This is a genomic window from Methylobacter arcticus (assembly GCF_050917435.1).
Lineage (GTDB): Bacteria > Pseudomonadota > Gammaproteobacteria > Methylococcales > Methylomonadaceae > Methylobacter_A > Methylobacter_A titanis.
Map to the genome: position 1 here is coordinate 2,305,710 of NZ_CP159583.1, position 14,864 is coordinate 2,320,573.

The 14,864-nt window shown below is 50.0% G+C and carries 14 protein-coding genes; 4 read left to right on the forward strand and 10 right to left on the reverse strand.

Features of this window, described 5'->3' with window-relative positions:
- Window positions 1-89 precede the first annotated feature (89 nt).
- From ABXJ76_RS10990 to ABXJ76_RS11015, 6 genes are all read right to left on the reverse strand, one after another.
- The gene (locus tag ABXJ76_RS10990; RefSeq protein ID WP_432740526.1) at window positions 90-1,778 is read right to left on the reverse strand and encodes an AMP-binding protein; all 1,689 of its coding nucleotides are present in this window, start codon (window positions 1,776-1,778) and stop codon (window positions 90-92) included.
- Window positions 1,768-2,412 (reverse strand): hypothetical protein, encoded by a 645-nt coding sequence (locus ABXJ76_RS10995; protein WP_432740527.1) that lies wholly within the window; start codon window positions 2,410-2,412, stop codon window positions 1,768-1,770. The genes ABXJ76_RS10990 and ABXJ76_RS10995 overlap by 11 nt, the downstream gene beginning before the upstream one ends.
- A gap of 123 nt (window positions 2,413-2,535) precedes the next feature.
- On the reverse strand, window positions 2,536-2,784 hold the full coding sequence (locus ABXJ76_RS11000; protein ID WP_432746501.1) for an acyl carrier protein: 249 nt from the start codon (window positions 2,782-2,784) through the stop codon (window positions 2,536-2,538).
- Between the two features lie 7 nt (window positions 2,785-2,791).
- Window positions 2,792-3,040: a phosphopantetheine-binding protein gene (locus ABXJ76_RS11005; RefSeq protein WP_432740528.1), complete on the reverse strand. Its 249-nt coding sequence runs from the start codon at window positions 3,038-3,040 to the stop codon at window positions 2,792-2,794.
- Window positions 3,030-3,824 (reverse strand): lysophospholipid acyltransferase family protein, encoded by a 795-nt coding sequence (locus tag ABXJ76_RS11010; protein WP_432740529.1) that lies wholly within the window; start codon window positions 3,822-3,824, stop codon window positions 3,030-3,032. The genes ABXJ76_RS11005 and ABXJ76_RS11010 overlap by 11 nt, the downstream gene beginning before the upstream one ends.
- The gene (locus ABXJ76_RS11015) at window positions 3,809-4,537 is read right to left on the reverse strand and encodes a beta-ketoacyl synthase chain length factor (protein ID WP_432740530.1); all 729 of its coding nucleotides are present in this window, start codon (window positions 4,535-4,537) and stop codon (window positions 3,809-3,811) included. The genes ABXJ76_RS11010 and ABXJ76_RS11015 overlap by 16 nt, the downstream gene beginning before the upstream one ends.
- A 764-nt stretch (window positions 4,538-5,301) precedes the next feature.
- On the opposite strand from ABXJ76_RS11015, the gene modA reads away from it, so the two are divergent.
- From modA to ABXJ76_RS11035, 4 genes are read left to right on the forward strand one after another with little or no spacing between them, the layout of a single operon-like run.
- Window positions 5,302-6,111 carry a molybdate ABC transporter substrate-binding protein gene (gene modA / locus ABXJ76_RS11020; protein ID WP_432740531.1) on the forward strand — a complete coding sequence of 270 codons (810 nt, stop codon included), beginning with the start codon at window positions 5,302-5,304 and terminating at the stop codon, window positions 6,109-6,111.
- A gap of 8 nt (window positions 6,112-6,119) precedes the next feature.
- On the forward strand, window positions 6,120-6,806 hold the full coding sequence (gene modB, locus ABXJ76_RS11025) for a molybdate ABC transporter permease subunit (protein WP_432740532.1): 687 nt from the start codon (window positions 6,120-6,122) through the stop codon (window positions 6,804-6,806).
- 2 nt (window positions 6,807-6,808) lie between these two features.
- Window positions 6,809-7,891: a molybdenum ABC transporter ATP-binding protein gene (modC, locus tag ABXJ76_RS11030; RefSeq protein ID WP_432740533.1), complete on the forward strand. Its 1,083-nt coding sequence runs from the start codon at window positions 6,809-6,811 to the stop codon at window positions 7,889-7,891.
- Between the two features lie 14 nt (window positions 7,892-7,905).
- Window positions 7,906-8,190, forward strand: coding sequence for a TOBE domain-containing protein (locus ABXJ76_RS11035; protein ID WP_432740534.1), 285 nt, complete (start codon window positions 7,906-7,908; stop codon window positions 8,188-8,190).
- Between the two features lie 49 nt (window positions 8,191-8,239).
- Here the strand turns inward: ABXJ76_RS11035 and ABXJ76_RS11040 are convergent, their stop codons facing one another.
- From ABXJ76_RS11040 to ABXJ76_RS11055, 4 genes are all read right to left on the reverse strand, one after another.
- Complete coding sequence (locus ABXJ76_RS11040) at window positions 8,240-8,578, reverse strand: hypothetical protein (RefSeq protein ID WP_432740535.1); 339 nt, start codon at window positions 8,576-8,578, stop codon at window positions 8,240-8,242.
- Between the two features lie 364 nt (window positions 8,579-8,942).
- Complete coding sequence (locus ABXJ76_RS11045; RefSeq protein WP_432740536.1) at window positions 8,943-12,095, reverse strand: efflux RND transporter permease subunit; 3,153 nt, start codon at window positions 12,093-12,095, stop codon at window positions 8,943-8,945.
- The gene (locus tag ABXJ76_RS11050) at window positions 12,088-13,530 is read right to left on the reverse strand and encodes an efflux RND transporter periplasmic adaptor subunit (protein WP_432740537.1); all 1,443 of its coding nucleotides are present in this window, start codon (window positions 13,528-13,530) and stop codon (window positions 12,088-12,090) included. The genes ABXJ76_RS11045 and ABXJ76_RS11050 overlap by 8 nt, the downstream gene beginning before the upstream one ends.
- Window positions 13,523-14,812, reverse strand: coding sequence for a TolC family protein (locus ABXJ76_RS11055; protein ID WP_432740538.1), 1,290 nt, complete (start codon window positions 14,810-14,812; stop codon window positions 13,523-13,525). Before ABXJ76_RS11055 ends, ABXJ76_RS11050 begins: the two co-directional genes overlap by 8 nt.
- Window positions 14,813-14,864 lie beyond the last annotated feature (52 nt).

Genomic DNA, 14,864 nt, shown 5'->3' on the forward strand with positions numbered 1-14,864 from the left:
CACGAAGAAAATTACTGCGTAAATCAACACATTGAAAACTTCGTGTTCTCCGTGTTCTCCGTGGTTATTTATTCTTATGTTGAATATTTTCACAGTCTCTTACTCTCGTAAACCATGCGCCCTGAGCTATGCATACCGAGCTCTGAGCTAAAATTAAAATACAGTTTTCCCGGCGCTGCTTTCCAGTCGAGGGACAAAGTCAATTCACCGCCCGGCTGGATGATTTGGGTAAATTTAACCACTTCCATACATGAAAACGGCTGATCCATCACGAAAAACAGCTTGCCGAAATGTTCGACCCAAGCCAGTTGCACCACACCCGGCAAAATCGGGTAACCGGCAAAATGACCGGGGAAATAAAGCAAGTCTTCCGGCACTCTAAGGCCCAAATGAACGCCGTCGGAATTTATTTCAAGATTGAGCACTTGGGGGAATTTCCGGCTATCAAAATCCAGCAGGCTTGTTAACAGCTGCTGATCGATTTTGCCTTGAGTCGATAACGGCATGATGTTGACAAACAGCCATTTTCTGGGCAACACTACCGACTCAAACCATGGCTCAAGTATCTGGCGCAATTGCCTGATGAACCGGTTTCTGCCCTGGCTTTTCAACTGCTCCAAACCCTGAGCATTTAAAACCACGACAACCGCGACAGTGTCTCTGGTTTTGGTTATCACCAGCGCATGAGCATCATCTATCCACGGCGCAGTCGTCAAGCGTTGCTCCAACTCGACCAAGGACAAGCGTTTTTCTTCGATTTTAACGATGCGATCCCAGCGTCCATGCAGCATAAATCGGCCATCATCCAGCAGAGTGATGTTATCGTCCAGTTGAAAATCGTTTTCTGTTTGCAGATAAGGCGAATGCAGCAACCATTTCCAACCGATACAACGCAAGCGCATGCCGGGAAATAACGTCCATGCTTTATCCTGCTGACGCCAGGCGATACCCCCTGTTTCGGAACTGCCGTAAACCTCAATCACCGCCTGCCCGCCATCGGTTAATATCTGGTGTGCGGCAGTCTCCGGTAACGCACCGCCGGAACTAAAAATCGCCTTTAACCCGGCAATGCCGCCCCAGGGTGAATGGTGGTCCAAGCGCTTTAAATGCGCAGGACTGGCTACCCAGTAAGCCGGCCCGCGTTGCAGCGCATGAACCAGCGTTTCAGGATTGATATAAGCCTGACTATGAAAGCATCGCCCTGCCGACAACGGCCATAACACCCGAAACAGCAAGCCATAGATATGCTGATGGCTGACCGTTGCCAACGCTGCCGCCTCACCCAGTTGTTCGCCCCAGCGCTGTTCCAGCGTGGCGATTTCAAGCTGGAACTGGTTCAGGCATTTGACTATCGGTTTGGCCTGCCCGGTAGAACCGGAGGTAAAAATAACCAGCTGCTTATCCAACAAATTTAACGGCGATAAAGACCCGCTGAAACACTCCGGTGCTTCCAAGCAGTCATCGAAACTTTCTCCATTTTGCCAATCGCCCAACAACTGACAGTCTGCTGCTAATTGCTCAGCGGTGCCGGGGCGATTATTGCCGGGTATCCAAATTTGTTTACCGGCGTGCAACAACGCAAACAACAGTACCGCAAACGGATAGGCGTCTTCGGTGTACAAGGCGTAATGCCGGAACGGTTGCGCTTGCAGTTTATCGGCCCAGGACTTGACCGCGTTAGCAAACTGCGTTGCTGAATAATACTGCCCGGAATGATAGGCAACAGGCGCATCAACGTCTCTTTTGGTGATTAAATAATGGGATAGCTTATCTGACATGTTTCTGGGTTCTCATCCTGACAATATATTCAGCGGCAAATAAAGTGCCCATCAGCACGTAAGCGATCAGGCCATTGTATAAACTCCAGACCTCCAGGCTGGCCCAAAGAGCGGTTACCGCTGCCAAAATGCCATTAATGATAAAGAAGCCGCACCAGACTTGGGTCACACGACGGGTATAAATAACGCCTTCCGGCGGCAAATCGGGGTGCTGTAGACGCGCCACACGCTCAATCAAGCTGGGCGGGGAATATAAGCTCCAGCCGAAAATCAGCAACATCAACGCATTAACCAGAAGCGGATAAAACAGCAAGGTACCTAATTGATTGCTCCACATCGCAAATAGACAATAACCGATACCGGCAATCAATAACGGGGTACTCCAGTGTTTAAGAGAATAACTGGCCGCCAGCCTGACCAGCAACAACACAATCAATAGGGCGGCTATTTTCCAGGGCTCAAAATAATGGCTGCCGAAAAACACCACCAACGGATATAACAGGGTTGACAACCCCATCGCACCGGTTACAAACCAGCGCATCTTAGCGGTGTATCTCGTTCCCACGCGCCGCGCAGGAATGCAGTGCCGGACGCGCTGCGTCCCGTATTGGTGCGATATGCATTTTTTATCCATTTGTGGGCGCGAATTGATTCGCGCGGTAGGTTAAAAGCGCGAATCAATTCGCGCCCACAATATATCAAATCTTTAACTTAATGGCAGTGACGTCCCGCCTGGGAACGAGAAAACAAATACCTATTAGCTATTAAGCATTTTATAAACCGCTTCGACCACATCGCCAATGGTGCGGACCGTTTTGAAATCTTCGGCTTTAATCGCCTTGCCGGTCATTTCTTTAAGTCTGACGATCATGTCCACCGCATCGATACTGTCGAAATCCAGGTCTTCGTACAGCTTTGCTTCCATAGTGATGGCCTGTTCGTCCATTTCAAACAGCTCGACCATAATTTCCTTGATGGCCGTTAAAATGTCTTCGCGCTCTTTTATCATCATCTCAACCACGCGCGGCTTGAATATATTCAGCCAAGGTAGAAACCGAGGAGAAAATTTTCACCACGTCTTCTTTATCCGCATCAATCTTTACGTCGTATTTTTTGCGGATCGCCAAGCCCAATTCCAGCGCATCGATGGAATCCAGTCCCAAGCCGTCGTTAAACAACGGCGCCTGACTGTCTATATCGTCCACGCTAATGTCTTCCAAATCCAGCGTATCGATAATTAATTGTTTTAATTCATTTTCCATGGTGCTTATAAAACTCTCTCTGTTGGGTAAAATAATCTTGCAAATAGTGGGTAAAGCGACGTACGCCTATTGATTTTGGACTCATAGCGGCAAATTCATCCAACGCAATATCATCGCCGACATGCATGGTCAGATGAAAGCGGCGAGCAGGAATTTGATACCACCGCTCGGCTTTGGTTAAGGTGCTGGGATAACAACTCAGCGTCACCGGGGTCACCGTAGCATTCGCCTGCAAGGCAATGGCCGCCGCGCCCCGTTGAAAATGATACGGCTTGCCGGGCATTGATCGCGTTCCTTCAGGAAAAATAATCATTGATCCGCCTGAACGCAACCAGGCAACGCACTCGACTATCATTTGCTCAGGATCGCCATTGCTGATGTATCCCGCATTGACTATGGGACCGCGCATGAACGGATTATGCCATAGCTTGGCTTTGACTATACAACTGGCTTGTTGGATTCGGCTGATCAAAAATACAATATCGACCAGCGTCGGATGATTGGCGATGATCAACTGTCCGGGTCGATTCAGCCTGTCCAGACCCACGATGTCGTAAGTCATCACCCCCAGCCGGTGCATCAAGCCGATGAAGACATAAAAACTGTAATGCACTGTTTTTTGGCCCCGACCGACCTTTTGCCGTGGATTGCCGGGCAACAGAGACAACACCGGAAACACGAATAGCCACAGTAATAAACCGCCCACGCCAAAACTGAAAAAACTCAATGCTGTTGCCAGAAGACGCCAGCCATAGCCTAATTTTTCCGCTATTTTTTGTGCCATTCCCAGCTATGCCTATGATTGCCCAGCACCAACGCTTTATCGTCGGCAACAAGAAACCTTATAAAAGAGAGTATCTGCAAGGCCTGCTCGCCATCATCTCGATGCGCAGGCGTTCCGCAAAATCGTAACGGCAATCCGCTCCCGGTTAACGAAATTTTTAAAGCCAACGCGCAAATGGCAGGCGCATTGAGCGCAAACGGTAACGACGGATAAAAATCCGATAGCGGTTCATCATAGAAAACCATCAGCACCTCATCTTGGTGTTCCTGCAAAAGTCCCATTGCTTCAATAAATGCCGGTGCAATACCATCCTGACCGGGGGCAATCACGGTAATGTCCTGATGACAGTCATAAGCAATGGAGAATAATCCCGATATGGCGTTATGAACTGACAGACTAAAAGCAGTCGGCGAAACGTCCTCACCTTGCTGCATACTTTTAAGCATTTCTAATGACTTATTCACTTCGCCATGGGCGGAACTGAAAACAATGGGCAATGACTTATCGCTGTCAATACAAGCGTCCGCCGCATAAAAAACCGCTCGACCCAATGGACTTAATCTGCGTTGGAGTATTTTGGGCACCGTAGCCGGTAGGGCCGCTTTTTCCTCTTGGGCAAAGGCCTGATGCTCATGCCACTTTCGCCAATCTTCGTGACAGCTCATTCCGGGTGCCCAAGCGTTCCAGCTTCGCAGTACAAAATCGACTGTCATTATATCAATCCGGTTGATCGTTTACACTTGACGGACAATAAAAAATCCAAAACCCTTGAATTCATATAATAAGTGCAATTCCTCGCAGGCTCGCGTCGGCGCGGCGTTGTCGTTATTGATAGTTTTGGGCATAAATCAACGGGAGTGAATCTTGTTGAGGTTAATATTCTATATGGAAACGGTCTGTCTCTATAATATCGTTATTTACCTTAATACATAATGAATTAAACTAAAGCGGCTTTCAGCCTTAATAAATCCTAGGCGCATCGACAAATCAACGTCGAGGTGAATTCTATAGGCGCGATTATAAGCCATTGCCAATGCAAAAATTAAACTTCCAGTGAATCAAAGTTAACTTTGCGATCGAATTTGAAGATGATCGTAGTTACAACGGCCTGTATAAAAGAACTGATGCTGACATCAACAAATTTGAATTGATTCAGGGGGACGCTGACCTGTATGTCGGCAATACGCTCGGCCATAACCGACCGTTAAGCATCCTTGCCGACCGTCAGGCTTCGGAATTACTGGCCCCGGCCTCTAGTGGGCAGCAACCAACTTCATTGACTCCAACTGTTCAAAGCCAACTTTGAACGCCGACGGTAAGGGTCAAAAACCAACTTTAGATACGGCAAAACCTGTTTCGATTGCATATAAACAGGATAAAGCTGAACCGTTGCATTGATTCAAACTATTTAGCTCTTACCCCTAAGCGCACCCGCACTTCAATGCTGTAACACATCCTTTAACTCTTGGAGAATATTATGTTATCGAGTCGTTTTTTTCGTTCTCTTATCGCCGCATGGCTGATTTTAAGCGCTTTTTCAACTTGCGCCGACACGGTGCTGGTCGCCGTCGCCGCCAATTTCACCAAACCGATGACCGAAATCGCCGCCGCTTTTGAAAAATCCACCGGCCACAGCGCCGACTTGTCGTTCGGCTCCTCGGGTAAATTCGTTTCGCAACTGGAAAACGGCGGGCCGTTTGAAGTGTTTTTGTCCGCCGACGATAAAAATCCGATAAAACTCGAACAATCCGGATTGGCGGTGGCAAACAGCCGGTTCACCTATGCGCTGGGAAAACTGGTGTTATGGTCGTCCACGCCGGGTTTAGTCGACGATCAGGGACAAATTCTGAGTAAAGGCGGTTTCAAGCATTTAGCGCTGGCCGATCCGAAACTGGCGCCCTACGGTGCGGCAGCGGTTGAAGTATTGAAAAACCAGGGTTTGTTCGACAAACTGCAACCTTTGTTCGTACAGGGCGAAAACATCGCACAAACCCACCAGTTCGTCAGTACCGGCAATGCCGAACTGGGTTTTATAGCGCTGTCGCAAGTCATCGATAACGGCAAAGCTTTCGCTCCTGCTCACGCCCCTTACCTGCATCCTGTAGGCAAAATTGCTAGCGGTTCAGGCTGGATAATTCCATCGAGTCTTTACAAGCCGATCCGCCAGGATGCGATACTGCTGAAAACCGGCGCCGAGAATCCGGCAGCACCGGCATTATTGAAATTTCTAAAATCGCCGGAAGCGCTCGCGATTATCCGACAATACGGTTACGACTTGGCTGAGTAATAATAATCATGTTAAACGCCGCCGATATTGCCACTTTGTGGCTGACATTCAAGGTTGCAGGTTATGCCACGTTGCTGATGCTATTGTTCGGAACGCCGCTGGCCTGGTGGCTGGCACGCACAACGTCGCGATGGAAATCCATCTGCAATGCGCTGGTATCCTTACCGCTGGTACTGCCGCCGACGGTATTGGGCTTTTATCTGCTGGTGCTGATGGGTCCGGCCGGAACCATCGGTAAATTTACCAACTGGCTAGGGTTGAGCACCTTGCCGTTTACCTTTCCCGGATTGGTGGTCGCGTCGGTGCTGTATTCGCTGCCGTTTGTCGTGCAACCGTTGCAAGCCTCATTCAGCGGTATCGGCGAGCAGCCGTTGGAGGCTGCGGCAACTTTACGCGCCAGCCCTTGGGATACTTTTTTTAGCGTGGTCGTGCCGCTGGCGAAACCCGGATTCCTGACCGCCTCTATTCTAGGCTTTACCCATACCGTCGGCGAATTCGGCGTGGTGCTGATGGTCGGCGGCAATATTCCCAACAAGACTCGCGTGGTGTCGGTGCAAATCTATAACCATGTCGAAGCGCTGGAATACACCGAAGCCCACTGGCTGGCGGGCTGTTTGCTGTTGTTCTCGTTTAGCGTGCTGCTGGTGCTGTATACCGTGCTGAAAACGCATCCAGTCGCCCACCCGCTTAAATAACCATGACAACAATACTGGCCCGCTTCCAGCTCGACTACGGCGACTTTAAATTGGACGTCGACTTAAACCTGCCCGGCACCGGCATTACGGTGTTATTCGGCCATTCCGGCTCCGGAAAAACCACCCTGCTGCGTTGTATTGCCGGACTGCAACACGCGCCGCAGGGTTTCCTTGAAATCAACGGCACTGTTTGGCAAGACAGCGAACGTAAGCTGTTTTTGCCCACCCATAAACGGCCGCTGGGTTATGTATTTCAGGAAGCCAACCTGTTTCCGCATTTAACGGTGCAGGATAACCTGCACTACGGTTTGAAGCGGATTAAACAAAATTCGGGCACGGTCAAACTGGAACATGCCGTTGAATTATTGGGCATCGGCCACCTAATGGAGCGCATGCCGGAACGCTTGTCCGGCGGCGAACGGCAGCGGGTCGCCATCGCCAGGGCCTTGGCGCTTAATCCTGAAATTCTGCTGATGGACGAGCCGCTGGCGTCGCTGGATTTCAAGCGCAAACAGGAAATCCTGCCGTTTTTAAGCCGTCTGCATCAGCAACTGGATATTCCGGTGCTGTACGTCACCCATTCCCAGCAGGAAGTCGCGCAACTGGCCGACACGCTGGTAATTCTGGACGACGGTCGGGCGCTGGCTTCGGGACCGCTGTCGGAAACGCAAAGCCGTCTCGACGTACCGCTGGCGCAAGAGCGGGAAGCCGCCACGGTTTGGCAGGCAACCATTGCCGAACACGAAACCGAATACCATCTGACCCGCGTCGCCTTTGCCGGAGGCTCGCTCAGTCTACCGGCGGTCGATGCAGAAATCGGCACAGCGTTGCGCGTGCAAATCTACGCCCGCGATGTCAGTATCGCCCTTGAAGCGCCGACCGCCACCAGCATCCTCAATGTGCTGCCTGCGACCATCACCGGCATCGCCGACAGTCGCGACGGCCAGAGCGTGATACGGCTTCAGGTCGGCGATCAGGCGCTGCTGGCGCACATCACCCGCAAATCGGCGCTCATGCTGGATTTGCAGATCGGCATGGCGGTTTACGTGCAGATCAAGGGTATATCAACATTAACACATCGATAACCAGAGGATTCATCATGCAAGCAAGTGGACGAAATCAGTTTACCGGTAACGTCAGCAACGTGCTTATTGGTGCAGTGAATGCCGAAATCCATGTCAGCTTGAAAGACGGGGAAGCCATCGTCGCTTCCATTACCAAAGAGTCTATCGAAACGCTGGGGATCAAGATCGGCATGGAAGTAGTGGCGTTGGTCAAAGCTCCGCAAATCATCATCATCACTGATTTCGGCGGCTACCGGCTTTGGGCGCGCAACCAACTGCAAGGCATCATGCGGCCCATCTGTCTTCTAGCCTGTAGTTAATGGACTTCGTTCCTCAGTCCGCCCCTATCGCACTGATTTGTATAAGGCCTTACATCTGGCGATGCAGATTTGCCATACTCAAATTTTCTTCGACAGCTCTTTTATAGACCCCAATCAGCATTTGGCAGTGCTCTTTTAAATTTCCCGCCTGTCTACCGTAGCGATAGCTTTTTGACTCATATTGACTAAGAAGTTTTTTGTGCTCATCAACTTTAAGCTGCATTTCTTTTGCCGCTTCCTCATAGTGTTGCGCCAGCGCTTCATGATCGGCTTTGGATTCTGCGTTTAGCACGGCTTGAGTCATATCCATCGGATGCGATTTTATCTCGCTACATGCGGACATTAAACCAACAGTTAAAAGCAAGGCAATCAGTATCTTTTTTTTCATGGCTTTATCCTAAGTAATTCAAAAAAATTAAAATATCATCGTTTTTCAGGTTGTTAAGCAAGGATAGAGAATTCAGCTTCTTCAATCAATAAGCGCTGTTACCTATCCGCTATCCGCTATTTAGCTGAATGTCTTACATCGCTAAAATTCCAGTTGATTTTCGGTATTTATGCTCACGAATTGATGAACAAAAAACAGGGGCATCAGCTCAATCCGCACAATCACTTAAATTAAAGCAAGAATAGCGCCATTCATATAAAATCAATACGTTAGGCGTTTTTTATCTTATGCTCAAGTTTATTTGCACAAAAAATGTGCATTAAAAATCCAATAACGCACCTTAATAAAGCAATCTCAATAATATTTATGCATTAATACCTTGCTTGCGTTTCTCCTGAAATTGCAGCACCAGGCTGTAAATGACCGGAAACACCAAAAGGCTTAATATCAGTACGGTCAGCATACCGCCCATCGCTGGCGCTGCGACACGCTGGGTGACGTCGGCGCCGGTGCCGGTGGCCCACATAATCGGGATCAAGCCGACGATATTGGCAAGCGAGGTAATCGCTACCGGCCGCACCCGCAAAGCCGTGGCGGCTTCTGTAACCGCCCTGATTTCTTCGCCGGTCAACGGCGCCTGTTTTTTCTCCCGCAGTTTTTCAATTTCAATATCGATAAAACTTAATACCATGACGCCGGTTTCGGCGGCGGTACCGGCGAGAGCGATAAAGCCGACATAGACCCCAATCGACAGATTAAATCCCAGCCAGTAGATTAACCAGATACCGCCAATCAAGCTAAAGGGGATGGCCAGCATCACAATGGTCGGCTCGGTCAGATTGCGAAAAGCGCTATACAACAGGATAAAAATCAGTAGCAGGGTAATGGGTACCACTATGCGCAATCGTTCAGCCGCGCGTTCCATGTATTCGAACTGGCCTGACCAAGCAACGGTATAACCGGCGGGGAGTTTGACGCGTTCGGCCAGGTTTTTTTGGGCCAGAGCAACGAATCCCCCTATATCGGACGTTTTGATATCGACATAGATCCAGGCATTAGGTTTGGCATCTTCGGTTTTAATCACATCCGCGCCGCGGGTGAATTTAATATCGGCCACCAGGGTCAACGGTATCTGGCTACCCGTGGGCGTGGGGATTAATACGCGCTGCAACGCTTGCAGATTGTCGCGCAAATCTCGAGGATAGCGCAGATTGACCGGATAACGCTCCAGTCCTTCAACAGTCTCGGTGATATTCATGCCGCCAATCGCGCTTTGAATAACGTCCTGCACATCGCCGGTGGTCAGTCCATAGCGCGCTGCGGCTTCGCGGTTAATATCGAAATCCAGAAAATAGCCGCTGACGGCCCGGTCACCATAGGCCGACAAGGTTTCCGGCAAAGTAAGCATCGCCTGTTCGATTTCAAGCGACAGCGACTGCAAGACGTTCAAATCGGGACCGGCAACTTTGATGCCTACCGGTGTTTTGATGCCGGTAGAGAGCATGTCGATACGCGTTTTTATCGGCATGGTCCAAGCGTTGGCTAGTCCTGGAAAACGAATGGCCTTGTCCATTTCAGCCATCAGTTGCCGGGTGGTCTTGTCAGGATCAGGCCATTGCTCTTTCGGTTTTAGCTGAATAGTCGTTTCCACCATCATCAGCGGGGCCGCATCGGTTGCCGTTTCGGCGCGTCCGATTTTGCCAAAAACATGATGGACTTCGGGAAATGTTTTCAGCATCTTGTCGGTCTGCTGTAACAGTTCTTTGGCCTTGGTGATCGATATGCCGGGAAACGTAGACGGCATATAGAGAATATCGCCTTCATCCAGAGGCGGCATGAATTCGCTGCCGATTTTGGACAAAGGGTATAGTGTTGACGCCATCAACAGCGCGGCTATTATTAATGTCAGTGGCCGCCAGCGCATCGCCAGCTTCAAAACCGGCGAGTGAATAAAATGCAAAAAACGGTTGATCGGATTTTTCTTCTCAGGAATGATTTTGCCGCGAACAAAATAACCCACCAACACCGGCACCAAGGTGATAGTCAAGATCGCAGCTGCCGCCATCGCGTAGGTTTTGGTATATGCCAGCGGACTGAATAACCGGCCTTCCTGCGCCTCCATGGTAATGATCGGCAGGAAGGAAACGGTAATGACCAGCAGCGAGAAAAACAGGCCGGAACCCACTTCCCGTGATGATTCGCCGATGACTTGCCAGCGTTCTTTTTCGCTCAGTTCAGCCTGTTTTTTTTCAGCGGCGGCGGCAAGGTGTTTGTGGGCATTTTCAACCATCACCACCGCCCCATCAACCATGTCGCCAATCGCAAGAGCAATGCCGCCCAGCGACATGATATTGGCGTTTATGCCTTGCCATTTCATCACGATGAAGGCCATCAAAATGCCTAAGGGTAAGGTAATAACAATCACCAGCGATGAACGCAAATGCAGCAGAAACAAGGCGACCAAGGCACAGACAATAATCAGTTCCTGAATCAACGCCTCATTGAGTGTGCCCACTGCGCTCTCAATCAAACTGCCGCGGTCATAAACGGTGACGATCTCAACGCCTTCCGGCAAGCCTTTTTTTAATGCGTCCAGTTTTTTGCGCACGTCTTTAATGGTCGCCAGGGCGTTTTCGCCAAAGCGCATAATCACCACGCCGCCGGCCACTTCGCCTTCGCCATTCAGTTCGACGATGCCGCGACGCAGTTCCGGGCCAATCTGGATATGGGCGACATCCTGCAAACGTATCGGCGTGCCATTGGCATCGACACCGACCGGAATAGTCTTGAGATCGGCGATGGATTTGATATAGCCTAAGCCCCTGACCATATATTCGGTTTCGCCCATTTCAAACAGACGTCCGCCGACATCGTTATTGGAACGCTTGATCGCGGCAATAACGGTGGACAATGGGATTTGATAGGCTTGCAAAACATTAGGATCAACTTCCACCTGATATTGCTTGACGTAGCCGCCCACCGAGGCCACTTCGGACACGCCGGAAACGGTCTGTAACGGATAGCGCAAATACCAGTCCTGAATGGAGCGCAACTGCGCCAGATCGTGCTTGCCGGTTTTATCGACCAGCGCGTATTCGTAAATCCAGCCTACGCCGGTGGCATCGGGGCCTAATGTTGGCGTGACGCCTGACGGCAACCGGCCTTTAACATAATTAAGATATTCCAGCACCCGCGACCGCGCCCAGTAAATATCGGTGCCGTCTTCGAAAATAATATAGACAAACGACAGGCCGAAGAAGGAATAGCCGCGCACCACTTTGGCATGCGGCACCGCCAGCATGGCGGTGGTTAACGGGTAGGTAATCTGATCTTCAACAACCTGCGGCGATTGGCCTTCATAATCGGTAAACACAATGACCTGTACATCGGATAAATCCGGTATCGCATCCAATGGCATGTTCTTAAACGACCAAACGCCTGCCAATGCCAGGATAATCGCACCCAACAGCACTATAAAGCGGTCTTTCAACGAGCTGTTGATGATGAAATCAGTCATGTTGATGCGCGCCTTGTTCCATGATCAAGCGATTCGGTTCCGGCTTTTGCGGAGCCGAAGGTTCCATCATTTTGGCCGTGGCTTCATGCAACCTTGATTCGGAGTCGATCAGAAATTGCGCGGAAGTGACGACTTCTTCGCCTGCTTTTACGCCGTCAAGAATAGCGACATCGCCATTAGAGGCTAAGCCGGTGGTGACCTTGCGCGGTTCAAACTTGCCCGCACCGCGCACAATAAGAACCCGGGTTTGCGCGCCTGAACGGATAACCGCTTCGGAGGGAATCACCACCGCATCGACTTGTTTACCGGCGTAGATGGTCACGTCGGCGAACAGTTCAGGCTTTAACAACAATTCGGCATTATCAAATACCAGTCGCACTTTGATGGTTCGGGTTTTCGCTTCGGCATAAGGATAAATGAAAGCCAGATGCCCGTTGAAAATACGCCCCGGCACACCGGCCAATTGCATTTCAACCGGATCGCCCTCTTTAACCCAGGGCAGTTCGTATTCGTAGATTTCTGCATAGACCCAAACTGTGGACAGGTCGGCAATCATGTACAGCTCAGTTTCTGGGGTGACATACTGTCCCTCGCGAGCACCGATTTGCATCACAATGCCTTCTGCCGGGGTATGAATATGCAGGCCTTTTTTGACACTACGATTGAGCATTAGCTCATGCAGTTGATGCTCAGGCACATCCAGCAGTTTTAACCGTTCACGGGAGCTGGTAACCATCTCCTCCGCACCGAGACGTATCTCTTCAATAGGGCTTTTTTCCAGCACCTTAAGACCGTTTAAAGCCAGAACATATTCCTGCTGACTGGCAACCAATTGCGGCGAATAAATGCTCAGTAAATCTTCATTCTTCTTTACCCATTGTCCGGTTTTATCTACACGTAGCGTTTCAATCCAGCCTTCCGTTTTAGGATGTAAACGTACAATATGTTCTTCATCATAAGCCACACGTCCAACAGCTCGAACAATATGGGAAAGCGAGGTCTTTTTTGCAATAGCGGTACGTACCCCCATGTTTTGCACAGTAACGGCATCGATTTTGACAGTACCGGCTGCACCTGCAACGCTGGCGTCGTTATCCTCATAGACCGGCAGATAATCCATATCCATAGCATCTTTTGCAGGAACAGGAGAGGTTACCGATGGATTCATCGGATTACGGTAATACAGGATTTTAGGCTCTTTGGACGTTTTATCCTCAGCATAAACCGGTTCGTAATCCATGCCCATAGTATCCTTTGCAGGAACAGGAGAGGTCACCGATGGATTCATCAGGTTGCGATAAAACAAAGGCTGTCCGCTGTTGTTTGATGAATTGACCGGCTGTTCATGATTTTGGTGCAGATTAGCCAACCAATACCCGCCGCCGGCACCCAAAACCAGCATCAGTACCGCTGTTATTACTATCTGCTTATTCATAAATTTCCTCCTCGCCAACAGCCGCATTTAACTGCGCCAGCGACTGATTGGCTTCGGTAAAGGCTTTCCAATATTGGGTTTCGTATTCGAACAAAGTAATCTGGCTGCGCACCAAATTCAGAAAATCGACCTTGTTGACCTGGTAACCGGCCAACATTGATGCAACGGTTTGTCTGGCCTGAGGCACGATGCCGGTTTCAAACAACACCACCTGATCTTTAGCACGCCGGTAATCGTTGTAGCCTTGAGAAATTTGCGAGCGAACTTTGTTCCACTGATCCTGCAAGGCGTATTTTTCCTGCATTAATTCACTGTTACGCTGGTCAACGGCCTTAGCCTGTTTCTGGGCGGCGAATATCGGTACATTCATGCTCAGGTTCAAACTTAAAAGATCGGCCCGTTTATCGCCGGCAGGCGTGTTGGCTCTAGCTCCATACGAAGCGCCCAGATTAAAATCAGGCAGGTAGTCTTTTTTTGCCAAATCCAAACGCGATTGCGCGGCATTGATGCCTTGCCGGTTACCCTCCAGTATGGCTCTTGATGTTTCAGCCTGTTGGTAAAGCAGGTTTTCCGGTTTAACGCTAGGCAATTGCGCTTCAATCTTTTCCGGTAAACGGATCTCTTCGTTGGCCGGTTTATCCAGCAACGCATTCAGGCTGGCGGCGGCATTGCGGCGCGAGGCCTTCAGCAGCAATTGCTGATCGAGTAACTTGGATAACTCCAGTTGCGCCAGCAATACATCCTGCTGCAAACCTTCGCCGACTTCGTATTTAGTTCTGGCAATCTCAACAAATTGCTGCAACAGCGCATGATTGCTGTCAACAATCTGAATCGCTCTGTCCAGATAAAAAATCAGCCACCAGGTGGTTTTAACTTCGCTTAATAAGCGCCAGCGCACTTCGGTGACACTTTGTATTGCGGCTTCCGCCTCAAAAGCCGCCGCTTGTTCGCGCAAGGCCAATTTGCCGGGAAAAGGAAAGGCTTGCGAGATACCCGCTCCCAGTTGCGTCATATCTTCCTGCCGGGTACTGAAACTATCAACCGGCAGGCTCATCGCATTGAAACTGATTTCAGGATCGGGCAGAGCCCCCATTTGCGACGGAATAGCGGCCATCGCTTGCGCTCTGGCCTGCATTTGCGCCAGATCAGGATTGTCCTGAACGGCCTGCTCGGTTGCTGCTTTTAATGTTAATTCTTGCCCGATGACCGGCTCTTCAGCTGCAAATACGCAGGCGGAAAACAGCAGCAAGCTAAGGCACTTGAAAATAATTTGTAGTGACATATGTCCTCCTACACTCGTTATAAAGTCCGTGAAACGGATATGTTATGTTGAG

Excerpts from the sequence above, each read along its gene's own strand:
- ABXJ76_RS11010 (WP_432740529.1), bottom strand. The coding sequence starts at position 3,824 with ATGGCACAAAAAATAGCGGAAAAATTAGGCTATGGCTGGCGTCTTCTG.
- ABXJ76_RS11015 (WP_432740530.1), bottom strand. The coding sequence starts at position 4,537 with ATGACAGTCGATTTTGTACTGCGAAGCTGGAACGCTTGGGCACCCGGA.
- modA (WP_432740531.1), top strand. The coding sequence starts at position 5,302 with ATGTTATCGAGTCGTTTTTTTCGTTCTCTTATCGCCGCATGGCTGATT.
- ABXJ76_RS11050 (WP_432740537.1), bottom strand. The coding sequence starts at position 13,530 with ATGAATAAGCAGATAGTAATAACAGCGGTACTGATGCTGGTTTTGGGT.
- modC (WP_432740533.1), top strand. The coding sequence starts at position 6,809 with ATGACAACAATACTGGCCCGCTTCCAGCTCGACTACGGCGACTTTAAA.
- ABXJ76_RS11040 (WP_432740535.1), bottom strand. The coding sequence starts at position 8,578 with ATGAAAAAAAAGATACTGATTGCCTTGCTTTTAACTGTTGGTTTAATG.
- ABXJ76_RS11045 (WP_432740536.1), bottom strand. The coding sequence starts at position 12,095 with ATGACTGATTTCATCATCAACAGCTCGTTGAAAGACCGCTTTATAGTG.
- modB (WP_432740532.1), top strand. The coding sequence starts at position 6,120 with ATGTTAAACGCCGCCGATATTGCCACTTTGTGGCTGACATTCAAGGTT.
- ABXJ76_RS10995 (WP_432740527.1), bottom strand. The coding sequence starts at position 2,412 with ATGGATAAAAAATGCATATCGCACCAATACGGGACGCAGCGCGTCCGG.
- ABXJ76_RS11055 (WP_432740538.1), bottom strand. The coding sequence starts at position 14,812 with ATGTCACTACAAATTATTTTCAAGTGCCTTAGCTTGCTGCTGTTTTCC.
- ABXJ76_RS11005 (WP_432740528.1), bottom strand. The coding sequence starts at position 3,040 with ATGGAAAATGAATTAAAACAATTAATTATCGATACGCTGGATTTGGAA.
- ABXJ76_RS10990 (WP_432740526.1), bottom strand. The coding sequence starts at position 1,778 with ATGTCAGATAAGCTATCCCATTATTTAATCACCAAAAGAGACGTTGAT.
- ABXJ76_RS11035 (WP_432740534.1), top strand. The coding sequence starts at position 7,906 with ATGCAAGCAAGTGGACGAAATCAGTTTACCGGTAACGTCAGCAACGTG.